General features: G+C 72.0%; 21 protein-coding genes. 8 read left to right on the top strand and 13 right to left on the bottom strand.

All coding sequences use genetic code 11. The annotated features are described in order from the left end of the window. Positions 1-11: 11 nt before the first annotated feature. From rpsC to rplC, 7 genes are read right to left on the bottom strand one after another with little or no spacing between them, the layout of a single operon-like run. On the bottom strand, positions 12-809 hold the full coding sequence (rpsC, locus tag HNQ01_RS10350; RefSeq protein ID WP_173805342.1) for a 30S ribosomal protein S3: 798 nt from the start codon (positions 807-809) through the stop codon (positions 12-14). A gap of 16 nt (positions 810-825) precedes the next feature. After that, complete coding sequence (gene rplV, locus HNQ01_RS10345) at positions 826-1,155, bottom strand: 50S ribosomal protein L22 (protein ID WP_173805340.1); 330 nt, start codon at positions 1,153-1,155, stop codon at positions 826-828. 12 nt (positions 1,156-1,167) lie between these two features. Further along, a complete protein-coding gene (gene rpsS, locus HNQ01_RS10340) occupies positions 1,168-1,443 on the bottom strand; it encodes a 30S ribosomal protein S19 (protein ID WP_173805338.1) in 276 nt (91 codons plus the stop codon). A 13-nt stretch (positions 1,444-1,456) separates the two neighbouring features. Next, the gene (gene rplB / locus HNQ01_RS10335) at positions 1,457-2,281 is read right to left on the bottom strand and encodes a 50S ribosomal protein L2 (protein ID WP_173805336.1); all 825 of its coding nucleotides are present in this window, start codon (positions 2,279-2,281) and stop codon (positions 1,457-1,459) included. Then, the gene (gene rplW / locus HNQ01_RS10330; protein ID WP_173805334.1) at positions 2,281-2,595 is read right to left on the bottom strand and encodes a 50S ribosomal protein L23; all 315 of its coding nucleotides are present in this window, start codon (positions 2,593-2,595) and stop codon (positions 2,281-2,283) included. Before rplW ends, rplB begins: the two co-directional genes overlap by 1 nt. Beyond that, positions 2,592-3,215 carry a 50S ribosomal protein L4 gene (gene rplD, locus HNQ01_RS10325; RefSeq protein WP_173805332.1) on the bottom strand — a complete coding sequence of 208 codons (624 nt, stop codon included), beginning with the start codon at positions 3,213-3,215 and terminating at the stop codon, positions 2,592-2,594. The genes rplW and rplD overlap by 4 nt, the downstream gene beginning before the upstream one ends. Beyond that, positions 3,215-3,886, bottom strand: a complete 672-nt coding sequence (rplC, locus tag HNQ01_RS10320; protein WP_173805330.1) for a 50S ribosomal protein L3 — start codon at positions 3,884-3,886, stop codon at positions 3,215-3,217. The genes rplD and rplC overlap by 1 nt, the downstream gene beginning before the upstream one ends. Before the next feature lie 203 nt (positions 3,887-4,089). Between rplC and speD the strand changes: the two genes are divergently transcribed. Further along, positions 4,090-4,485, top strand: a complete 396-nt coding sequence (speD, locus tag HNQ01_RS10315) for an adenosylmethionine decarboxylase (protein WP_173805328.1) — start codon at positions 4,090-4,092, stop codon at positions 4,483-4,485. Here speD and HNQ01_RS10310 read toward each other — a convergent pair. Genes HNQ01_RS10310 through HNQ01_RS10290 form a run of 5 tightly spaced genes read right to left on the bottom strand, consistent with a single transcriptional unit; the run spans position 4,430 to position 10,563 of the window. Further along, positions 4,430-6,037 (bottom strand): FAD-dependent oxidoreductase, encoded by a 1,608-nt coding sequence (locus HNQ01_RS10310; RefSeq protein WP_173805326.1) that lies wholly within the window; start codon positions 6,035-6,037, stop codon positions 4,430-4,432. The two genes, speD and HNQ01_RS10310, sit on opposite strands and share 56 nt — an antisense overlap. Next, positions 6,034-7,611, bottom strand: a complete 1,578-nt coding sequence (locus tag HNQ01_RS10305) for a polyamine aminopropyltransferase (RefSeq protein WP_173805324.1) — start codon at positions 7,609-7,611, stop codon at positions 6,034-6,036. Before HNQ01_RS10305 ends, HNQ01_RS10310 begins: the two co-directional genes overlap by 4 nt. Beyond that, positions 7,608-7,823 carry a DUF350 domain-containing protein gene (locus HNQ01_RS10300; protein ID WP_173805323.1) on the bottom strand — a complete coding sequence of 72 codons (216 nt, stop codon included), beginning with the start codon at positions 7,821-7,823 and terminating at the stop codon, positions 7,608-7,610. Before HNQ01_RS10300 ends, HNQ01_RS10305 begins: the two co-directional genes overlap by 4 nt. A 33-nt stretch (positions 7,824-7,856) precedes the next feature. Next, positions 7,857-9,524 (bottom strand): DUF4178 domain-containing protein, encoded by a 1,668-nt coding sequence (locus HNQ01_RS10295; RefSeq protein WP_173805321.1) that lies wholly within the window; start codon positions 9,522-9,524, stop codon positions 7,857-7,859. Position 9,525: 1 nt separating this feature from the next. Beyond that, positions 9,526-10,563, bottom strand: coding sequence for an SPFH domain-containing protein (locus HNQ01_RS10290; protein ID WP_173805319.1), 1,038 nt, complete (start codon positions 10,561-10,563; stop codon positions 9,526-9,528). Positions 10,564-10,729: 166 nt separating this feature from the next. Here HNQ01_RS10290 and HNQ01_RS10285 point away from each other — a divergent pair, with 166 nt between their 5' ends. The 3 genes from HNQ01_RS10285 (at position 10,730) to HNQ01_RS10275 (ending at position 14,132) form a co-directional block, all read left to right on the top strand. After that, a complete protein-coding gene (locus HNQ01_RS10285) occupies positions 10,730-11,917 on the top strand; it encodes a YjgN family protein (RefSeq protein WP_173805317.1) in 1,188 nt (395 codons plus the stop codon). 122 nt (positions 11,918-12,039) lie between these two features. Beyond that, entirely contained in the window at positions 12,040-13,074 is a 1,035-nt protein-coding gene (locus tag HNQ01_RS10280; protein ID WP_173805315.1) for a DUF898 family protein, read from the top strand. Positions 13,075-13,247: 173 nt separating this feature from the next. After that, a complete protein-coding gene (locus tag HNQ01_RS10275; RefSeq protein WP_173805313.1) occupies positions 13,248-14,132 on the top strand; it encodes a DUF7092 domain-containing protein in 885 nt (294 codons plus the stop codon). Here the strand turns inward: HNQ01_RS10275 and HNQ01_RS10270 are convergent, their stop codons facing one another. After that, complete coding sequence (locus tag HNQ01_RS10270; protein ID WP_173805311.1) at positions 14,133-17,123, bottom strand: ATP-binding protein; 2,991 nt, start codon at positions 17,121-17,123, stop codon at positions 14,133-14,135. Positions 17,124-17,216: 93 nt separating this feature from the next. Here HNQ01_RS10270 and HNQ01_RS10265 point away from each other — a divergent pair, with 93 nt between their 5' ends. From HNQ01_RS10265 to purB, 4 genes are all read left to right on the top strand, one after another. Continuing rightward, positions 17,217-17,978, top strand: coding sequence for a Crp/Fnr family transcriptional regulator (locus tag HNQ01_RS10265; RefSeq protein ID WP_173805310.1), 762 nt, complete (start codon positions 17,217-17,219; stop codon positions 17,976-17,978). A 94-nt stretch (positions 17,979-18,072) separates the two neighbouring features. Next, positions 18,073-19,041, top strand: a complete 969-nt coding sequence (locus HNQ01_RS10260; protein ID WP_173805308.1) for an AfsR/SARP family transcriptional regulator — start codon at positions 18,073-18,075, stop codon at positions 19,039-19,041. A gap of 187 nt (positions 19,042-19,228) precedes the next feature. Next, positions 19,229-19,687: a hypothetical protein gene (locus tag HNQ01_RS10255; RefSeq protein WP_173805306.1), complete on the top strand. Its 459-nt coding sequence runs from the start codon at positions 19,229-19,231 to the stop codon at positions 19,685-19,687. A gap of 171 nt (positions 19,688-19,858) precedes the next feature. After that, positions 19,859-21,235: an adenylosuccinate lyase gene (purB, locus tag HNQ01_RS10250; RefSeq protein ID WP_173805304.1), complete on the top strand. Its 1,377-nt coding sequence runs from the start codon at positions 19,859-19,861 to the stop codon at positions 21,233-21,235. Positions 21,236-21,249 lie beyond the last annotated feature (14 nt).

Genomic DNA, 21,249 nt, shown 5'->3' with positions numbered 1-21,249 from the left:
CCTTGTTCTCCTTATGCGGCCGGACGCGCAGCGCGCTTGGCGCCGTCAGCGTTCGCGCCACCACGGCGGTCACCGTTGCCACGCGGGCCACGACGCTCGCCCGGACGATCGTTGCGCGGGCCACGGCGGCGGCGGTCCTCTTCCGGACGCTCTTCGCGCGCGGCGGCCGGCAGCTCGCCGTTGGCCAGGCGGTCACCCTTGTAGACCCAGACCTTGACACCGATGATGCCGTAGGTGGTCTTGGCTTCCGAGAAGCCGTAGTCGATGTCGGCGCGCAGCGTGTGCAGCGGCACGCGACCTTCGCGATACCACTCGGTACGAGCGATTTCGATGCCGTTCAGACGGCCACCCGACATGATCTTGATGCCCTGGGCACCCAGACGCATGGCGTTCTGCATCGCGCGCTTCATCGCGCGGCGGAACATGATGCGCTTCTCGAGCTGCTGGGTGATCGACTCGGCGATCAGCTGGGCATCGGTCTCCGGCTTGCGCACTTCCTCGATGTTGACGGCCACCGGCACGCCCATCATCTTGGCAAGCTGCACCTTCAGGTTCTCGATGTCCTCGCCCTTCTTGCCGATCACGACGCCCGGACGTGCCGAGAAGATCGTGATGCGCGCGTTCTTGGCGGGGCGCTCGATCAGGATGCGCGAGACAGCGGCGTTCTTGAGCTTCTTCTTCAGGAACTCGCGGACTTCGATGTCTTCGGCCAGCATCGCGGCGAACTGGCGGTTGCCAGCGTACCAGCGCGACGACCAGTTACGGGTGACCGGCAGGCGGAAACCGATCGGATGGATTTTCTGTCCCATGGTTCTCTTTCCTGCCTCAGTTGCCGACGGTCACGTAGATGTGAGCGGTGGGCTTGCTGATGCGGTTGCCACGGCCCTTGGCACGGGCGGCGAAGCGCTTCAGCGTGGCACCCTGCTCGACATAGATCGAGGTGACGCGCAGCTCGTCGATGTCCGCGCCGTCGTTGTGCTCGGCGTTGGCGATCGCGCTCTCCAGCGCCTTCTTGATGATGCCGGCGGCCTTCTTCTGCGTGAACGTCAGGATGTTCAGCGCGTGGTCGACCTTCTTGCCACGGATCATGTCGGCCACCAGGCGACCCTTGTCGCACGAGAGGCGCACGCCGCGGACGACTGCTTTCGTTTCCATCGTCAGTGCTCCTTAGCGCTTGGCCTTCTTGTCCGCGGGGTGACCCTTGAACGTGCGGGTCAGCGCGAACTCGCCCAGCTTGTGGCCGACCATCTGGTCGGACACGTACACGGGCACGTGCTGGCGGCCGTTGTGCACGGCGATCGTGATGCCGATGAATTCCGGCAGGATCGTCGAGCGACGCGACCAGGTCTTGATGGGCTTCTTGTCCTTCGTGGCAACCGCCTTCTCGACCTTCGCGAGCAGGTGATGATCGACGAACGGACCCTTCTTCAGCGAACGAGACATGTCGTGCTACCCCTTATTTCTTGCGACGCGACACGATCATGTTCTGCGTGCGCTTGTTGTTGCGGGTACGGTAGCCCTTCGTCAGGGTGTTCCACGGCGACACGGGGACCTGACCCTCGCCGGTACGGCCTTCGCCGCCACCGTGCGGGTGGTCGACCGGGTTCATGGCGACACCGCGGACGGTCGGGCGGATGCCCTTCCAGCGGATCGCACCGGCCTTGCCGTACTGGCGCAGGTTGTGCTCTTCGTTCGACACCTCGCCGATGGTGGCGCGGCAGTCGATGTGGATCTTGCGCACTTCACCCGAGCGCAGGCGGACCTGGGCGTAGGTGCCTTCGCGGGCCATCAGCGTGACGCTGGTGCCGGCCGAGCGCGCGATCTGCGCACCCTTGCCCGGCAGCATCTCGACGCAGTGGATGGTCGAACCCACGGGGATGTTGCGGATCGGCAGCGTGTTGCCGGCCTTGATCGGCGACTCGGCGCCGCTGATCACGGTCTGGCCCACTTCCAGGCCACGCGGCGCGATGATGTACGAACGCGCGCCGTCGGCGTAGCACACCAGGGCGATGTGGGCCGTGCGGTTCGGGTCGTACTCGATGCGCTCGACCTTCGCGGGGATGCCGTCCTTGTTGCGGACGAAATCGACCACGCGATAGTGGTGCTTGTGACCACCGCCCTTGTGACGGGTGGTGATGTGACCGTTGTTGTTGCGGCCGGCGTTCTGCTTCTGCGGCTCCAGCAGCGAAGCTTCCGGCTTGCCCTTGTGCAGGTGCTTGTGCACCACCTTCACCACGGCACGGCGGCCGGGCGAAGTCGGTTTGACCTTGACGACAGCCATTACGCGGCCTCCCCGGAGAAGTTGAGTTCCTGGCCTTCCTTCAGGGACACATAGGCCTTGCGCACGTTGTTGCGACGACCCGGACGGCCGCCGAAGCGCTTGGTCTTGCCCTTCTGGTTGACGACCTGCACCGACGCGACCTGCACGCCGAACATCTGTTCGACAGCGGCCTTGATCTCGGGCTTGGTGGCGTCCTGGAGGACCTTGAACATCACCTGGTTGTGCTTCTCGGCGACGCTGGTGGCCTTCTCCGAGATGATCGGCGCGACGAGCACCTGGGCCAGACGGCCTTCTTCGAACTTCAGTGCGCTCATGCGAACATCTCCTGCAGCTTGTCGATCGCGCCCTTGGTCACGACGACCTTCTTGTAGAAGACCAGCGACAGCGGATCGGCGTAACGCGGCTCGACGACCAGCACGTTGGCCAGGTTGCGAGCGGCCAGGAACAGGTTCTCGTCGACCTGGTCGGCGATGACCATGACGTGATCCAGATTCAGGGCCTTCAGCTTGGCAGCCAGCAGCTTCGTCTTCGGCGCCTCGACCGACAGCGAGTCGATCACGACCAGGCGGCCTTCGCGGGCCAGCTGCGAGAAGATGGCGGCCATGCCGGCGCGGTACATCTTCTTGTTGATCTTGTGCGAGAAGTTCTCGTCCGGGCTGTTCGGGAAGATGCGACCGCCCCCACGCCACAGCGGGGACGAGGTCATGCCGGCGCGAGCGCGGCCGGTGCCCTTCTGGCGGAACGGCTTCTTGGTCGAGTGGTGGACCTGCTCGCGGTCCTTCTGGGCGCGAGTGCCTTGGCGGGCGTTGGCCTGGTACGCGACGACGATCTGGTGGATCAGCGACTCGTTGTAGTCACGCGCGAACACGGCATCGGCGGCCTCGACCTTCGACGCGGCCTGACCCTGCTCGTTCAGGAGTTCCAGCTGTGCCATCAGTTGGCTCCCTTCTTGACCTTGACCTTCACGGCCGGGCGCACGGTGACGAAGCCACCCTTGGCACCCGGAACAGCGCCCTTGACCAGCAGCAGCTGGCGAGCCTCGTCGACGCGGACGACGTCGAGGTTCTGGGTCGTGACGGTCTCGTCGCCCATGTGGCCGGTCATCTTCTTGCCCGGGAACACGCGACCCGGATCCTGCGCCATCGAGATGGAGCCCGGGACGTTGTGCGAACGGCTGTTGCCGTGGGAGGCGCGCTGCGAACCGAAGTTGTGGCGCTTGATCGTGCCGGCGAAGCCCTTGCCGATCGAGGTGCCCTGCACGTCGACCAGCTGGCCGGCGGCGAACATCGACACCGACAGGGCGGCACCCGCCTTGTACTCGGCGGCGACTTCCGGAGCGACGCGGAATTCCTGCAGCAGCTCGGCGCCTTCGACGCCGGCCTTGGCCAGGTGACCGGCTTCCGGCTTGTTCACGCGCGACGCCTTGCGGGTGCCGAACGCGACTTGCAGAGCGGTGTAGCCGTCCGTTTCCGCGGTTTTGACCTGGGCAACGCGGTTGTTGGACACGTCCAGCACGGTCACGGGCACGGTATCACCGTCGTCCGTGAAGATGCGCATCATGCCCACCTTGCGGCCCAGCAACCCGAGGCGATTGCTAAGACTCATGGTTCTTCTCCAATAACCCGACAACGATTGGCCGGGCTGACTTGTCTTGCTGCACGCTCGGATCCTTCCCGCGAAGGACGGCCCGGTCGCGCAACGGCGAAATGGGGCGCAGGAATCCCAACGCCCGAAAAGCTCGCGAGTATCGCACAGTCACCCTGTGCCCGCAAGGCATGTGTATGCTGGTCACATGACGGACCCGGAACATGGACGGACTTCACCTCTGCGCCGAGTGGCATGACTGCGCCGCGACGGCGCTGCTGCGCGACCGCGACACGCTGCGCGAGGCCGGCGTGCGCGCAGCGCGCGAGGCGGGCCTGAGCGTCGTCGGCGAGGTCTTCCACGCCTTTCCCGAGCCCGGCGGCGTGACCGGCGTGGTGCTGCTGGCCGAGTCGCACCTGGCGCTGCACACCTGGCCGGAGCTGGCGGCGGTGACGCTCGACGTCTATGTCTGCAACCGTTCGGGCGATCACTCCCGGCAGGCGCGCCAGCTGCTGGCGGCGCTGCGCGCGCTGCTGGATCCGGCCCGAGTCGAGGAGCGCGAGATCATCCGCGGCGCGCTCGGTCCGCCGCCCTGCGCCCCGCCAGCGAGCCCAGCGTGAAGGCCTCCTCGAAGACCGAGTAGCCCGCCAGATCGGCATGCGCCAGCGTGACCCGGCCTGGCAACTGCACCAGGGCCTGATGCGCTGGCGCCGAGCGCGTGCCCGGCAGCGGAATGCGCATCGCGTGGCCGTGGCGCGCCAGCTCGATGCGGCGCAGCCGGGCGGGCAGGTCAGGATGCAGCGGCAGCAGGTCGGCCAGCACCCGCTGCGCCCACGGGCGCCAGTCCGCGCCCAGCAGCGCCGGCCGCTCGGCCGGGGACAGCGGCAGGTAGGCGGTCAGCACCGTCGGACCGGCGTGCGGCCGTGTCGACTGGTGCATCGCGTCGACATAGCCGAGCGAGGCGGTGCCGAAGGCGACGCTGTCCCACGAGGGCGGCGCACCGACGCGCTGCAGCAGCGGCCCGTCGAGATGCAGATGGGCCACCAGCCACGGCGCATGGCGGGCCTGCGCCGCCGTCTGGCGCAGCGCCTCGGGCGCCTCGGGCCAGAACCGCGCGGCCACATGCAGCGGCAGCGCCAGCACCACCCGATCGGCCTGCCAGGCCTCGAGGCGGTCGGCCCGTGCGTCCCAGGCCAGCACCTGCACGCCCTCGCGCGCCTCGTCCAGCCGCAGCGCGACCCGGCAGGCATGCAGCCGCCCGGCCGCGAAGGGCGCGGCCAGCCGCCGTGCCAGCCAGGCGTTGCCCTCGGGCCAGGTGAACACCGGCTCGCGCTCGGCCTGCGCATCGCCCGGCGCGTGGAAGCCGTGGCGGCTGGCGAAGTAGTGCAGCCCGGCCCAGGCCGAGACGGTCGCGGCGTCGGCGCCGTAGTCGTCGCGGCAGCAGTAGTCGAGGTACCAGCGCAGCCGCGGCTCGTCCAGCCCGTGCACGTCCAGCCAGGCGGCGAAGGTCTGCGCCTCCAGCGCGGCCTGCGCGGGCGTCCACGGCGTGCGCAGCGCCGGCATCGAGAAGCCGACCTGCCGCTGCGCCTCGGCCACGAGGCGGGCGAAGGAGCGGTACTGCGTCTGCAGGCGGCTGCCCGGCTCGGCCGGCGGCAGCAGGCCCTCGTGCCATGCGCCGTCGATGAAGAGCCGCTCCTGCGGCGCGTGGCACAGGTGGCGCTCGTCCCACTGCCAGCGGCCGAACTCGACCCGCGCCAGGCCGAAGTCCTGCAGCAGCTCGCGCACCTCGGCAGCCGCCTCGCCCGGCACCGGCAGGTAATGCGCGCCGAGCGGGCAGTCGAAGCCCGCCAGCCGATGGCCGCGCGAATGGCCGCCGGCCTCGTCCTCCAGCTCGATCAGGTGAACGTCGTCGATGCCGGCGCGCTCCAGCGCACGCGCCGCCGCCAGCCCGGCGATGCCCGCGCCCACCACCAGCACCGCCACCCGCCGCGTGAGGGCGGGCGCCGGCAGCGTGCCGGACCGGGCGCCGCCGATCTCACGCAGCCGGTGACCGCGCGCAGCCGAGTCGGCGCCGATCCAGCCGCCGTCCAGCGCAGGCCGTGCCGTGTCGCAGCCGGCCAGGCCCAGCGCGGGCCCGGCAGCCAGCCCGGCCAGCAGCTCGCGGCGCCTCAACGCGGCGCCCCCCACTCCTCCTCGAACAGCCGCACCAGGCGCTGGTCGGACAGGCGGTTGGGCGCCTCCTCGGTGCGGGCCATGTCGGGCGGGAAGCGCAGCAGCGTCGCCATCACCTCGGGCGTCAGGAAGCGCAAGCCCTCGGGCAGCGCGCGCGCCAGATGCCACGGCCGGTGGCCGGCCAGGATGAAGCCCCACTCGCCGAAGCTGGGCACCAGCGCGTGGTAGGGCGTGATCGTCAGCCCCACGGATTCCAGCGTCGCCGCCACCGTCCAGAAGCTGCGCCGCGCCACCAGCGGCGAGGTGGTCTGCACCACCATGAAGCCGCCCGCGGCCAGGTGCTGGTCGACGATCGGGTAGAAGCTCGTCGAGTAGAGCTTGCCGACCGCGAAGTTGCCGGGGTCGGGAAAGTCGATGACGATCACGTCCCAGGTGGCGGCCGGGTCGCGCTGCGCCTCCAGCCAGGCGAAGGCGTCGGCGTTGACCACCGTGACCTTGGGCGAGCGCAGCGCGCCGCGGTTCAGCGCCACCAGCCGCGGCTCGGTCGAGAACAGCCGCGTGACCTGCGCGTCCAGGTCGACCAGCGTGACCTGCTCGACCGAGGGGTATTTCAGGATCTCGCGCACCGCCAGCCCGTCGCCTCCACCCAGCACCAGCACCCGGCGCGGCGCGCCGTGCGCGGCCATCGCCGGATGCACCAGCGCCTCGTGGTAGCGGTACTCGTCGCGCTCGTGGAACTGCAGGTTGCCGTTGAGGAAGAGCCGCAGGCCCGCGCGCCCGCCGGTCACGACGATGCGCTGGTAGTCGCTGGAGGCCACATGCAGGATGTGGTCGCCGTAGTAGCGGTCCTCGGCCCAGGTGGTCAGCCGCTCGGCGCCGGCCAGCGCTGCCAGCAGCACCGCCATCGTGGCGCCCGCGGCCAGCGCCAGCGCCTGCAGCCGGCGCAGCTCGGCGCGGAACAGCCACAGCGCCCACACCGCCACGCCCGCGTTCATCAGCCCGAACACCAGCCCGGTGCGGATCAGCCCGAGCTGCGGCACCAGCAGCAGCGGGAAGGCCAGCGCCACCACCAGCGCGCCCAGGTAGTCGAAGGTCAGCACCTGCGACACCAGGTCCTTCAGCCCGTAGCGCTCGCGGAAGCGCCGCTGCAGCAGCCGCATCACCAGCGGGATCTCCAGCCCGACCAGCGCGCCCACCGCCAGCACCAGCGCATGCAGGATCGCCTGGAAGGCGCCGGCGGCCGAGGCGGGCAGCAGGTTGTGCGCGACGAACAGGCCGGCGGGCATCAGCCCGCCCACCGCGCCCACCAGCAGCTCCACGCCGATGAACTGCGCCACCAGCTGGCGCTCGACGAAGCGGCTCAGCCACGAGCCCAGCCCCATCGCGAACAGGTAGGTGCCGATGACGGTCGAGAACTGCCGGATCGAGTCGCCGACCAGGTAGCTCGCCAGGGCGCCCGCCGCCAGCTCGTAGACCAGCCCGCAGGCGGCGATCAGGAAGACCGAGCCCAGCAGCGTGATCTCGGCCGGCGAGATGCGCGCGCGGCCCGGCGGCGCCTCGACCGCGCCGCTCACCCGTGGATCGCCGCGGCCACGATCTGCCCGATCGCGATGAACATCGCGCCGACCACGATGGCCAGCGCCACGTTCCTGTGCTCGACCAGCTCCTCCCAGAGCTTGTAGGGCGTGAGCTTGTCGATGACGACGAAGCTGACCCACAGCACGACCACGCCGATGACGGCGTACAGGATCGAGCCGAGGATCACCGCGGGCTTGAGCATCTCCATGGAATCTTCTCCGGGTTGCGCGTGACTTGCGGGTTACTTGTGGCCGCCTCCGCCGCCCCCGCTGCTGCCGCCACCCCAGGACGAGCCGCCATAGGAGCCGCCCGAGGAGGACGAGGAGGTGCGCTGGCGCGCCAGGCACTGCCGGTACTCGGCGCTGGTCTCGCCGAAGGTGCTGCGGACATCGGCGCAGCCGTCGTCGCTGCAGCGCGCCATCAGCAGCACGACGAACAGCACCAGCAGCACCAGGATGATGACACCGGCGGCACCGATGCCGCCGCCCCGGCCGGCCGCCACCGGCGCGGCATCGCGCGCCAGCGCCGCGCCGGCCCGGCTGTCCAGCCCGAAGGCCTGGGCCACCGCCCGCGCCTCCAGCGTCTCGCCGGCCGACCAGGTGATCTCGCCGCCGCCGGGGCCGGCGGTCTGCTCGCGGCTCAGGCGCCTTCGGCGGTTCGGGCCCTCGCCTTCGTAGTCGGTGACCTCGACCGGCTCGTCGCGGCGGATGCGCCAGTAGAACTCGCCGATCACATGGACCGTCTTCGCGCGGTAGTGCCAGCGCTGCGCATGGCGGGCGCCGGCCCAGGTGGCGCGGTCGCCCTGCACCACCGGCACGCCGGTCAGCGGCCGCACCCAGCTCCAGCCCTCCTCGGTGTCGACCAGGAAGACGAAGCCCTCGGTCGGGTGGTAGAGCAGGTACTCGCGCCAGAAGGTCTGCTCGTCGTCGCTGCCCGGCTCAGGCAGGTCGCAGCGCTCCAGGTAGCCGACCACCTGCCAGGGCAGCGGCTGCGGCGTGCCCAGCGCCAGCGTGCCGACCGTGCCCAGCGGGATCTGCGGCTCGGTGACCGCGTTCTGCGCGAAGTGCGCCAGATCGGCGCCGACGCCCTGCGACACGTCGACCACCGCGCGGCACTGGCCGCAGGTGACCGACCGGGTGCTGTCCAGCCGGATCTCCAGCGAGGCGCCGCAGCTCGGGCACTCGATGCTGCGCCCGGCCAGCGTCTTCTCGCTGCCCAGCTCGCGCAGGCCGGCGAGCTGCAGCTCGGCCAGCCGCACCGCGCGGCCGACCGACCACTGCGGCCGCGCCGGCTCGGCGTAGTCGAGCGTGCCGACCTCGTCCTGGGCATTGCGCAGGTCGGCGATGACGAAGGCGTGATCCGGCCCGGCGGGCTGCGGCGGGCGCGGCAGCTCGCCCTGGGCGGCGTGCACCTGCGCCTGCACCACCGAGGCGACCTCCCAGGCGCGTCCGTCGATCAGCGCCTTCTGGCCGGGGAACAGCGTGCCGGCCTGCGGCACGCGGTCGGCCAGGGGCCGATCCAGCGCCAGCACGTAGGCGCCGTTGTCCTCCGACAGCCAGGCGCTGCGCCCGGCGGACGCGGCACCGCCGGAGTCGCCCGGGTCGCCCGCGCCCCCCGCGTCGAACAGCGCATGCCACTCGGTCCAGCGCCCGTCGGCATAGGCGTACTGGAGGCGCCCGACCAGCGTGAAGGCCACGCCCTGCCAGCGCCCGGTGACGCCGAGCTGCAGCGGCGAGTGGTCGTCGAACAGCTCGGCGCTCTCGCCGATGCGGCGCAGCGCCTCGCCCTCGCGCACCAGCGTCGAGCGACAGAAGCTGCACACCGCGCTGGCCGAGGCCGCCGAGCGGAACTCGACCGGCGCGCCGCAGTTCGGGCAGGCCGCGCGGTAGGCGCGGTAGGTCTCGGCCACCTCAGACCAGCTTCTTCAGCAGCTCGGTCTTCTTGGCGGTGAACTCCTCGTCGGTGAGGATGCCCCGGGCCTTCAGGTCGGCGAGCTTCTCCAGCGTGGCCATGATCTCGTCGGGCTGGAGCGCCACGACCGGCGCGGCCGCCGGTGCCGCCGCGGCTGCCGGCTGCAGGCCCTGCTGCATCGTCTGCGCCAGCGTCTGGCCCAGCGCCAGCCCGGCGCCGAGGCCCATCGCCTCGCCCGCCACGCCCCCGCCCTGGCCGGCCCCTTCGGCCAGCTTCGGAATCGCCTGCGCGGTCTGGTACTGCATGAACTGGCCCATGTTCTGGCCGATCATGCCCATGCCGATCTTCTGGTCGAGGACCTTCTGCAGTTCCTCCGGCAGCGAGACGTTCTGCAGCGTGACCGTCTCCAGGCTCAGGCCCAGACGGGCGAACTCGGGCGCCGTGGCCGCCTTGAGCCGCGCGGCGAACTCGACCTGGTTGGCCGCCAGGTCCAGGAAGGGGATGCCCGACTGCGCCACCGCGTCCGACAGGTGCTGCAGCAGGAAGCCGCGCAGCTGGCCGTCGATCTCGGCGGCGGTGCAGCGCTCGCGCGTGCCGCTGACCTCCTTCATGAAGGCGCGCGGATCGACCAGCCGCCAGGCGAAGTTGCCGAAGGCGCGCAGCCGCACCGCGCCGAAGTCCTTGTCGCGGATCGTCACCGGCTGCTGCGTGCCCCAGCGCTGGTCGACCTGCTGGCGGGTGCTGAAGAAATAGAGATCGCTCTTGAAGGGCGAGGCGAAGAGCTTGTCCCAGTTCTTCAGGTTGGTCAGCAGCGGCAGCGTCTGGGTGGTGAGCGTGTGGCGCCCCGGGCCGAACACGTCGGCCACCTGGCCTTCGTTGACGAACACCGCCACCTGCGACTCGCGCACCGTGAGCGAGGCGCCGTTCTGGATCTCGTTGTCGGCCATCGGGAAGCGCCAGGCCAGCGTACCGTCGCCGGTCTCGGTCCACTCGAGAACGTCGATGAACTGCTTGCGGATGAAATCGAACAGCGACATGGCGCACTCTCCCGGAAATCGGCCTGGACACGACGGCGCAGGTCCTCGGCAGGCGGCCGGCCCGGCACCGATCGGGATCATACGCAGACACCATGAAATTCATCATCCCCGGCCGGGGACCGCGCTATAACGCGAAAAACCTCGACGACACGAGGGGGAGGGCATGATGCATCCGGACACCGGTCTCGCCACACCCGACGCCAGCGCGGCGCCACCCGAAGCCCCCGCGGCGGCACAGGCGCCGAGCCTGCGCTTCACCGCCACCGGACGCGCGTACTTCCGCATCTGGATCGTCAACCTGCTGCGCACGGTGCTGACGCTGGGCCTGTACCTGCCTTTCGCGCGCGCCCGGCAGCTGCGCCATTTCCACGAGCACACGCTGGTCGACGGCACGCCGCTGAGCTTCGACGGCGACCCGTGGAAGATGCTGCGCGGCCACCTGATCGTCGGCGCAGTGGTCGCCGGCTACCTGATCGGCAGCGAGTTCGCGCCGATGCTGGCGCTGGCGGTCGCGCTGGCGGGCACCGCCGCCTGGCCCTGGCTGATGTGCTCGGCGCTGCGCTTCCGGCTCGGCCATGTGCGCTGGCGAGGCCGCCCTCTGGGCTTCAGCGGCACGGTCGCCGAAGCCTACCGGGTCTTCCTGCCGATGATCGTGCCGATGGCGGTGCTGCTGGGCCTGACGCCGCTGCTGGCCTCGTCGCCCGAGCTCGCCGAGGACGCGGCCGCTCCGCAGGGGCCGTCGGCCTGGCTGATCGGGGCCGTCCTGCTGTGCACGCTGGCGGTCTATCTGGCAGGCCCCTGGACCCTGCTGCGCATGCTGCGCTACCGGCACGGCCACTTCACCTTCGCCGGCGAGCGCACGCGGCTCGAGGGCGTGCGGCTGCGCGACCTCTACACGATGGGCTTCAAGTCGATGCTGGTGCTGATGGTGCTCGGGCTGGCGCTCGGCGCGGCCGGCATCGCGGCGACCATGGTCCTGCCGCCGCTGGCCCTCGTCGCCGGACCGCTGGGCTACATGGCGATCGTCACCGCGATGATGGCCTACTCCACCAGCCGGATGCAGAACCTGGCGTGGAGCCACACCCGCAGCCAGCACCTGCGCTTCGACAGCCAGCTGTCGGCCACCGCACTGTGGATGCTGCTGATGAAGAACACGCTGCTGACCGTGCTGACGCTCGGTCTGTACTGGCCGTTCGCGGCCGTCGCGGTGGCACGACTGCGGCTCGAGTCCGTCACGATCCGCAGCAGCCTGCCGCTCGAGCAGCTGGCCGGCGCCCCGGCCGGACCCGAGCAGCCCGCCGGCACGATCGGCGACGCGGCGGGCGAACTGCTCGGGCTCGACGTGGCGCTCTGATCACACTGTCCCCCCGCTCCGACCGCCACGGGAACATTTCCAGCCCCTGGCAGCCTCGCCCCGCAGGAATGCGGCCCGCTTTTGTTTATAAAGCGGGCCGCAGAGGTGGGGGAAATTCAGGAATGACCAAGGATCCGCAGGCCGGACACGGCAGCACCGCGGCGGTGCTGCCGATCCGCTTCACAGGCACCGGACGCGACTACGCGCGGCTGTGGCTGGGCAACCTGGCGATGGTGGCGCTGACGCTGGGCGTGCTGCTGCCGATGGCCCGGGCGCGCCGGCTGCGCTACTGGCGCGAGCACACGCTGGTCGGCGGCGAGCCGCTGGCCTTCGACGGCGACGGCCGCGAGCAGATGCGGCCGCACCTGCTGATGCTCGGCGCGCTGGCGGTCTACACGCTGATCGCGCACTCGGCGCCGCTGGTGGCGGCGATCCTGCTGCTGGCGCTGGCGCCGGCCTGGCCCTGGCGGATGCGCGACGCGCTGCGCTGGCGCATCAACCACACGCGCTGGCGTGGCCAGCCGCTGCGCTTCGAGGGCACGCCGGCCGATGCGCGCGAGGTCTTCCGGCCGGCGGTGGTGCCGCTGGCGGTGCTGCTGATCGGGCAGGCGCTGCTGGCGCAGCCCGATCCGCCCGGCGGCTGGCTGCTGGCGGTCGTCGTCAGCCTGGCGCTGCTGGCGCTGCTCGGCCTGGTCCCGTGGCTGCACGAGCGCCGCAGCCGCTACCTGCATGCGCATCTCGGCCTCGGCGAGGAAAGCACCCACCTCGAGGCGATCGCGCCGCGGGACTTCTACCGCATGCACGCCGGCCTGCTCGGCCTGCTGCTCGGGCTGATGCTGCTGCACCTGCTGTGCGCGCCGCTGATCGCGGCGGCCGAGGCGATCGCGCCGCTGCTGACCGGCCTGCTCGTCGACATCGGCCTGCTGCTGACCGCGCGGGCCTACTGGGTCGCCCGCACGCAGGACCTGCTGTGGAACCGCATGCGCAGCCAGCACCTGTCGTTCTCGAGCGCGCTGCCGGTGCACCGGCTGGTGCTGCTCTATCTGAAGAACATGCTGCTGTGCACCGTCACGCTGGGGCTGTACTGGCCGTTCGCGGCCGTCGCGGTCGCGCGGCTGCGGCTCGAGGCGGTGCAGGTGCGGATCGCGCGCGCATGAATGCACATGAATTGAAACAACTGCTCCACCCTCATGGGGACTGCCAGCGCCACGGCCGGCCGCTAGAGTTCCACTGACAAAGCGGGGATCCGCCCTCCCCGCCGGACCGGCAGACACCCACCAGACCCTCTCGAGCGTGCCGCCGGTCCCAGGGGAATCACAGGGAGCAGCTGATGGGCACGACCAGTGCAGGCACGGGGACATTCGACACGCCGGCCACCGCCGCCCGCGAAGACCGGCAGATCGAGGCCGACTACTTCGGCAGCCGGGTCCGAGCGCCTCAGCCGGTGCTGCTGACGCTGGACGAACGGCACCTGCAGGTGCGCGGCTGCAACTTCGTCGAACGCTTCCTGCCCGGCCAGACCCAGATCGGCCACCGCAGCGCCAGCGGCCGCTGCCTGCTGCAGCTGCCCGACGGCGCGCTGCTCGACTGCCCCGCCGACTGCGATCTCGAGCGCTGGCTCGACCGGACGAACGCGGACACGGGCCCTGCGCGCGGCGGCCTGCGCCGCTGGCGCACCGCCGCGACCGTGGCGCTGGCGCTGGCTGCGGCCTGGCTGGCGCTGCCGGCGACCGCCGAGCATCTCGTCGATCGGGTGCCGGCGCAGGTCGACCGCCACATCGGCCGCGAGCTGCTGTCGCAGCTCGACACCCGCTGGGTGCTGCCCAGCCAGCTGCCCGCCACCACCCAGCAGGACCTGCGCCAGCAGCTCGGCCAGCTGACTGCCAGCCGCTGCCCGACCGGCGCGCCCACGCCGTGGGACGCGCAGTTCCGCGCCCGCGGCCGGCTCGGGGCGCCGGCAGCCTTCGGCCTGCCCGGCGGCACGATCGTCATCACCGACGACCGGGTGCCGTCCCGACCGGGCGACGATCCGGCGCTGCTCGACACGCTGTGCCAGGAGCTGCAGCAGATGCAGCGCCGCCAGGGCCTGCGCACGCTGGCGCGCCAGGAACCGCTGTCGCTGCTGCTCGGACTGTTCTTCGACGACTTCAGCGCGACGGTCGCGGTCGCCTGGCCGGTGCTGTCGCGCTGGCTGCCGCTGATGACACGGCACTGATCAGGTGCCGGTCATGCCGCGCAGCCGGGCCATCTGCGCGACATGCCAGGACATCGACATCGCGGTGAAGGCCGCCTCGGCCTCGTCCAGCAGCGCCACGGCCGACTCGCCCTCCGGCGTGCGGTCGCGGCCGCACTGCAGCAGCCAGCGCACCCGGGCCAGCCGGTTGAGCGCCTGCTCGTGCGCCGAATGGCGGCAGCGTGCCGCCCGCTCGGCACGCACCAGATGGTGCCAGGCCTGCGGCGGCGCACTGCCGCCGGCCAGCCGCGCCAGCGCCCGCGAGGCCATCGCCGCCCCGAGCCAGTCGCCGCGGCGCGCGCGGGCCAGCGCCAGCGCGGCCTGCTCGCGCGCGCGATCGGGCTGCCCTCGCTCGACCTCGCCCTCGGCCAGCCAGCCGTGGTTGAGCGAGGCGAACAGCCCGCCGTCGCGAGGCGCCAGCCAGACCGTCGCGTCGCGCACGCCCTGCAGCCCCGGTCCGTCCGGATCGAGGCGCCAGCGCGCGAAGCTGCCCGCCGCATGGCTCATCGAGAACGAGAACAGGCTGCGCACCTGCTCGCCGATGCGGTGCGCCTGGGCGGCCGCCGTCGCCGCCTCCTGCCAGCGGCCCTGCCACAGCAGCACGACCGCCTGCCAGCCCCGGATCGACGCGCCGATCTCGTGCATGCCCTCGCCAGCCGCCTCCAGCGCCTCGCCGAACAGCTCCCCGGCCAGCTCGAAGCGGCCCTGGTCGCCGTGGATCGCCGCCTGGCAGGTCAGCGTGTAGGCCAGGCCGACCGAGGGTCGCCGCCCGGAGCGATGGCGACGCTTGATGCCGCCGGCATCGTCGAGCAGCGCCAGCGCGGCCGGATACCGCGCCGCCGAGGCCAGGGCCTGGCCCAGCGTCGCACGGACCTGCACCTCGAGCGGGGCATCACCGGCCCGCCGCGCCAGCACCAGCGCCTCGCGGCCCTCGCGTACCGCCTCGCGCGCCTCGCCGAGCGCATAGTGCATGTAGGCCAGCCAGTAGCGCATGCGCGCCTGCACCCCGACATCGTCGCCCTGCATCGCCAGCGACACCGCGCGCCGCACCACCTCCAGATCCGCCCGTGCCGCATCGAAGACCCCGGCCAGCGCCAGCCGCTGGACGCGGTCGAACCAGCGCTGGCGCAGCGCCGGCGTCGACGGCAGCGCCTCGATCGCGGCCAGCGCGAGGCGATGGAACTCGCGGGCGCGGTCCAGCGATGACAGCGCCTGCGCCCGGTCGGCGGCCCGCTCGGCCGCCTCCAGGGCCTGCTCCGGCACACCGGCGGCATGCCAGTGATGCGCCAGCGCCTCGTGGGCCTGTGCATCGGTGCCTGCCAGCGTCGCGGCGACCCGGCGGTGCAGCTGCTGGCGCTGCGCCAGCCCGATCGACCGGTAGATCACGTCGCGGGTGATGCCATGCTTGAAGCGCAGCCGGCCGGCGGACACGTCAGGGAACAGGACATCCTCGGCGGCCAGGCGGGCCAGCGCACCCTCCACCGGCTCGCCGGTGACGGCCGACAGCAGCACCACCGGCACATGCACGCCGATCACCGCGGCGATCTGCAGCACCTCGCGCGCCGGCTCGGGCAGCCGCGCCAGCCGCGCCTCGATCAGCCGGTCCAGCCACGCGGCGCCACCATAGGGCCGGCCGGCCTGGCGGCGCAGCTCGGCATGCACCAGCAGCGCATGGCAGAGCTCCTCGATGTAGAGCGCGTTGCCGCCGGACAGTCGCCGGATCGAGTCGATCTCGACAGGCTCGATCGAGGGCAGCAGCTGGTGCACGGTGCGGTCCGCCTCCTCGTCGCTGAAGGGCACCAGCACACGCCCCGGCATGTCGAGCCGGCTGCGCTCGGCGCCCGACAGATCGCGGGCGGTCAGCACGATCATCAGCGGCAGTCCGGCAGCCTGCCGGCGCAGCCGCATCAGCAGCTGCAGCGCTGCCTCGTCGGCCCACTGCCAGTCGTCGATGCACAGCAGCACCGGCGCGTCGGCGCGCACCTCCTCCAGCAGCCGCTCGCACAGCCGCGTCACCGGATCGCCGGCCGCGTCCCGCGCGTCGATGCGTCGCGGCGGCTCCGTGCCGGGCAGCATCTGCAGGAAGGGCTGCAGCGGCTCGGCGCTGAGCTGGCGCTCGCAGTGCCCGGTCAGCACCCGCCGGAACCGGGAGGCCGAACGCTCGGCGAACTCGCCGAGCAGGCGTGTCTTGCCCAGGCCCGGCACCCCGAGCAGCAGCCGGCAGACCGGCGTCCCGGTCTGGCCGACCGTGGCGGCCGCCTCCTCGAGCCAGGCCAGCTCGGCCTCGCGACCGACGAAGGGCAGCAGGGCGCGCTGGCGCCGGGGCACCCGAGCGCCGGCTTGGTCCACCCGCGCGCGCACCCGGCACAGCGCGACCGGCCGGTCACGCCCGGGCAGGATCAGCGGCTCGCGCGGCTCGGTCAGGAAGGCCTGCGCCTGCGGGCCGAGCGCCTCCAGGCTGACCAGCAGCTCGTCGCGCCCGGCTGCCATCGACAGCCGCACGGCCAGGTCGGGCACGTCGCCGGACAGCGTCAGCCGGCCACGCTGCGCGTCGCCCGGACCGACCTGCACCGGCCCGGCATGCAGGCCCGAATGCAGCACCAGCGCCGGCAGCCCGGCCGGCCGCACCGGCGGACGCAGCGCACGCACCCGCTCGTGCAGGTCGAGCACCGCCTCGATCGCGCGGCGGGTGTCGTCCGGCTGCGGCTGCGGCAGGCCGAAGACCGCCAGCACGCCGTCGCCCTGCAGCCGCAGCACCTGCCCGCCGTGGGCGCTCAGCACCGTGTCGCCGAGCTGCCGCAGCGCCTGCAGCAGCCGCGCGTAATGCTCGCTCTCGAGCCCACCCGCCACGCCGGCGCCGCCCAGGTCGGAGAACACCACCGTCAGCACCGGCCAGGCGGGCGGCTCGGACAGCCGCTCCTGGCCCGCAGCGGGTTCACGGGCCTCATCGGCGAGAACGGACTCAGGGCTCACTCGGGACTCATCGGGGCGATCGCGGCAACCGGGAACATTCTGCCGGCAATCGCTGCTGCGAAACTGTCAGGTATCGCTTCAGGAGAGCCCCTCATGACGATGCGCACAGATCCGCCCGCCGCGGCCCCGGGTCGCCGCCCCCGGGAGATGCCCGCGCCGCTGCTGGCGCTGCGCCACATCCACCTGCTCGACGGGCTCGCCGACCCGGAGCTGGCCGAGATCGCGCAGGCCGCGCGCTGGCACCACTGGCGGCGCGGCCGCACCATCGTGCGCCACAGCGACGCCGGCCGCGACCTGATCCTGATCGCCAGCGGTCGGGTGCGCGTGACGCTGCTGTCGCCGGGCGGGCGCGAGCTGCGGCTGCGCGAGCTCGGCGCCGGCGAGCTGTTCGGCGAGATCGCCGCGATCGACGGCGGACCGCGCAGCGCCAGCGTCGTCGCGCTCGAGGACAGCGTGCTCGGCCACCTCGCGCCGCAGGACTTCCTCCAGCTTCTGCAGCGGCACTGGCCGGTCTGCGAGGCGCTGCTGCTGCGCCTGGCCGGCGCGGTGCGCGAGCTGACCGGCCGCTGCTACGAGCTCGGCGCACTCAGCGTGCCGCAGCGTCTGGCCGCCGAGCTGCTGCGCCGCGCCGAGGCCGGCGGCCCGCGCCTGGACCCCGCTCCGCACCACCCCGACCTGGCCGCCTGCATCGGCAGCAGCCGCGAGCAGGTCAGCCGCACGCTGGCCCGGCTCGTGCGCTCGGGCCTGCTGCGGCGCGACGGCACCGCGCTGTGCCTGAGCGATCCGCGGCGGCTGCGCCGGCTGGCGCAGGGTCTGGCGGAGGGGCTCGCGGGGGGCGCCGACGACACGAATTGAAACAAATAATCCGTGACTTTTCTCACATCCTGTCGCGACTCGAGCGCGGCAGACTGGCGCCGCCCCCCAGCAATCGACCCACAGGGAGCTCCAAGTGAGCACACCTCCGATGTGGCCGGCCGCCCTGGCCGGCCCCGAGCTGGCCGACATGCTGGCCGCGACCCGACAGCTGCTCGGCGCCTGGGATGCGACGCTGTCGCGCTGGAACACCGCGCCGCGTCCGCCCCCGGCGCCTGCCACGCCGGGCGAGCGGCCGCCGCGCCTGCCCGCCCGGGACGGCCTGGCGTCGGCGGCCCCGGTGCAGCCGGCCCCGCCGGTGCTGAGCGTGCAGATGCTCGACGGCTTCCAGATCTGGATCGGCGAGCGGCCGCTGCAGGACCTGCCTCACGGCAAGGCCCGCGCGCTGCTGATGTGGCTGCTGCTGCACCGGCGGCGGCCGCTGGCACGGCAGCGGCTGGCCGGGCTGTTCTGGCCCGAGGCCGAGGCGGCCGCCGCGCGCAACAGCCTCAACGTCACGCTGCACCGCCTGCGCCGCGCGCTCGGCGATCCGGCGCTGCTTCGCCATGACGACCAGGGCTACCGCATCGCCGGCGACGGCGAGACCTGGATCGACGTCGAGCATTTCGAGCAGCAGGCGGCGCTGGGCGAGGCGGCCGAGCAGGCCGGCCGGCCCGACGCGGCCGCCGGCCACTACGAGATCGCCGCGACGCTGTACCGGACCGATCTGGTCGACGAGAACGAGACCGAGCGGGCGCTGCAGATGCATGCGCAGACGCTGCGCGACCGCCTCAACCAGGTGCTCGAGCGGCTCTCCGACCTGCGCGAAGGCAGCGGCGACCTGCATGGCTGCGTGCGCGCCACGCAGCGCCATCTCGGCCTCGACGAGTGCAACGAGGCCGCCCATGCGCGGCTGATGCGCTGCTACGCGCGCCTGGGCCAGCCCCAGCTCGCCGAGCGCCAGTACCGCCAGTGCGTCGGCGCGCTGCGGCGCCAGCTCGACCTGCCGCCAGGCGAGGCGCTGACCGCGCTGTACCGGCGCATCGGCCGGCGCGAGCCGGTCTGAGCCGGACCGGGCCTCCGCACCGGCCCCGCTTACGCCCGCGCCGGCCGCCCTGTAAGCGCGGGCGCAAGCGCCGGCCGGGCGGCGCGCTAAGCCGGGCGGCGGACAGTCGTTTCTGCCGGCAGGCCGGGGGGCATGCCGGACACATCAGAGACCCCTTCCTCAACCTCTGTCCAGAAGGAGCAAGATCATGGCCAACCCCTTCACCATCCTCGTCGAGGACGGTCTGCCGCTGTTCGACGTCGCGCCGTCGGCCACCGCCACCGTCTTCGAGCTGCCCGCCTCCGGCCCCTTCCCGGCCGTGGTGACGCCGGTGCACAGCATCGGGCCGACGCAGGGCTGGGGCGTGCGCGTGCGCTGGAGCACCAGCGGGGCGCTGAGCCCGCTGCTGGCCGGCGACTGGGTCGTCACGCTGTACATGGACCGCATGGGCGGCGGCCCGTTCTCGGTGCCGGGCGGCCAGCAGACCACGCCGCTGATCGCCGCCACGCCGCAGGCCTACGCGGTGGACTTCAGCTTCCCGGCCGGCGCCATCCCCGCCGGCGCCTACCGCCTGGCCGTCACGATCACGATGCGCGGCCCCGCGCCCGGCCATGTGCCCGGCCCGCTCGGCGGCGTCGGTGACGGGCCGCTGCTGCAGTTCTACTGATCGGCGCGGGAGCGGCGGGCGGGGATGGCGCGGGGCGGCGGGGCCGGTAAAATCCCGCCTTTCGCCCCGATCCGCCGCCGCCCGCTCCGTCCGTCCGGAGCGGCCGACGGGCGCCCGGGCCGCGCGCACGCCGCGCGGCATTCGTGCCCTCCTGCCCGCCCGAGTCCCACCATGCCCTTCTCCCAGCTCACCGCCCTCAACGCCCTGTCGCCGCTCGACGGCCGCTATGCGGGCAAGCTCACCGCGCTGCGCCCGCTGCTGAGCGAGTACGGCCTGATGCACCGCCGCGTGCAGGTCGAGATCGAGTGGTTCATCGCGCTGTCGGACGCCGGCTTCAAGGAGTTCCCGGCGCTGTCGGAGGCCAGCCGCGGCCTGCTGCGCTCGCTGGTCATCCACTTCAAGGAAGAGGATGCCCAGGCGATCAAGGACATCGAGAAGACCACCAACCACGACGTCAAGGCGGTCGAGTACTGGATCAAGCGCCGCATCGCGGGCCACGCCGAGCTCGAGCGCATGCAGGAGTTCGTGCACTTCGCCTGCACCAGCGAGGACATCAACAACACCAGCCACGCGCTGATGCTCAAGAGCGCGCGTGACGAGGTGATGCTGCCCATGCTCGACCGCATCATCGCCAAGATGACGGCGATGTCGCACACCTTCGCGTCGGTGCCGATGCTCAGCCGCACCCACGGCCAGACCGCCAGCCCGACCACCGTGGGCAAGGAAGTCGCCAACGTCGTGGCGCGCCTGAAGAACGCCCGCGAGCGCATCGCCGGCGTCAAGCTGCTGGCCAAGATGAACGGCGCGGTCGGCAACTACAACGCCCACCTCTCGGCCTATCCCGAGCACGACTGGGAGGCCTTCAGCCGCAAGGTGGTCGAGGGCTCGCTGGGCCTGACCTTCAACCCGTACACCATCCAGATCGAGCCGCACGACTACATGGCCGAGCTGTTCGACGCCTTCACCCGCGTCGACACCATCCTGATCGACTGGGCGCGCGACGTCTGGGGCTACATCAGCCTGGGCTACTTCAAGCAGAAGACCAAGGCGGGCGAGGTCGGCTCCTCGACCATGCCGCACAAGGTCAACCCGATCGACTTCGAGAACGCGGAAGGCAACTTCGGCATCGCCAGCGCGCTGCTGACGCACCTGGCGCAGAAGCTGCCGGTCAGCCGCTGGCAGCGTGACCTGACCGACTCGACGGTGCTGCGCAACATGGGCGTGGCGCTGGGCTACGTGCTGCTGGGCTGCGACAGCCTGATGCGCGGCCTGGACAAGCTCGAGCTCAACGAGGCCGCGCTGGCCGCCGACCTCGACAGCGCCTGGGAAGTGCTGGCCGAGCCGATCCAGACCGTCATGCGCCGCTACGGCCTGCCCGAGCCGTACGAGCAGCTCAAGGCCTTCACCCGCGGCCAGCCGATGACGGCCGAGCTGATGCGCGGCTTCGTCGCCGCGCTCGACCTGCCGCAGGCCGAGAAGGACCGCCTGCTGGCGATGACGCCGGGCAGCTACACCGGCCTGGCCACCGCGCTGGCGCAGCGCATCTGAGTCCCGGCCGCCGG

Source organism: Sphaerotilus uruguayifluvii, from assembly GCF_013294065.1.
GTDB classification, from domain to species: Bacteria; Pseudomonadota; Gammaproteobacteria; order Burkholderiales; family Burkholderiaceae_C; genus Sphaerotilus; species Sphaerotilus uruguayifluvii.
The sequence above is the reverse complement of the archived record's forward strand: the minus strand, read 5'-3'. Positions and strand labels throughout refer to the sequence as shown.

Coding starts and splice junctions, on each gene's coding strand:
- rpsC (WP_173805342.1), bottom strand. CDS start 809: ATGGGACAGAAAATCCATCCGATCGGTTTCCGCCTGCCGGTCACCCGT.
- rplV (WP_173805340.1), bottom strand. CDS start 1,155: ATGGAAACGAAAGCAGTCGTCCGCGGCGTGCGCCTCTCGTGCGACAAG.
- rpsS (WP_173805338.1), bottom strand. CDS start 1,443: ATGTCTCGTTCGCTGAAGAAGGGTCCGTTCGTCGATCATCACCTGCTC.
- rplB (WP_173805336.1), bottom strand. CDS start 2,281: ATGGCTGTCGTCAAGGTCAAACCGACTTCGCCCGGCCGCCGTGCCGTG.
- rplW (WP_173805334.1), bottom strand. CDS start 2,595: ATGAGCGCACTGAAGTTCGAAGAAGGCCGTCTGGCCCAGGTGCTCGTC.
- rplD (WP_173805332.1), bottom strand. CDS start 3,215: ATGGCACAGCTGGAACTCCTGAACGAGCAGGGTCAGGCCGCGTCGAAG.
- rplC (WP_173805330.1), bottom strand. CDS start 3,886: ATGAGTCTTAGCAATCGCCTCGGGTTGCTGGGCCGCAAGGTGGGCATG.
- speD (WP_173805328.1), top strand. CDS start 4,090: ATGGACGGACTTCACCTCTGCGCCGAGTGGCATGACTGCGCCGCGACG.
- HNQ01_RS10300 (WP_173805323.1), bottom strand. CDS start 7,823: ATGGAGATGCTCAAGCCCGCGGTGATCCTCGGCTCGATCCTGTACGCC.
- HNQ01_RS10290 (WP_173805319.1), bottom strand. CDS start 10,563: ATGTCGCTGTTCGATTTCATCCGCAAGCAGTTCATCGACGTTCTCGAG.
- HNQ01_RS10285 (WP_173805317.1), top strand. CDS start 10,730: ATGCATCCGGACACCGGTCTCGCCACACCCGACGCCAGCGCGGCGCCA.
- HNQ01_RS10280 (WP_173805315.1), top strand. CDS start 12,040: ATGACCAAGGATCCGCAGGCCGGACACGGCAGCACCGCGGCGGTGCTG.
- HNQ01_RS10275 (WP_173805313.1), top strand. CDS start 13,248: ATGGGCACGACCAGTGCAGGCACGGGGACATTCGACACGCCGGCCACC.
- HNQ01_RS10265 (WP_173805310.1), top strand. CDS start 17,217: ATGACGATGCGCACAGATCCGCCCGCCGCGGCCCCGGGTCGCCGCCCC.
- HNQ01_RS10255 (WP_173805306.1), top strand. CDS start 19,229: ATGGCCAACCCCTTCACCATCCTCGTCGAGGACGGTCTGCCGCTGTTC.
- purB (WP_173805304.1), top strand. CDS start 19,859: ATGCCCTTCTCCCAGCTCACCGCCCTCAACGCCCTGTCGCCGCTCGAC.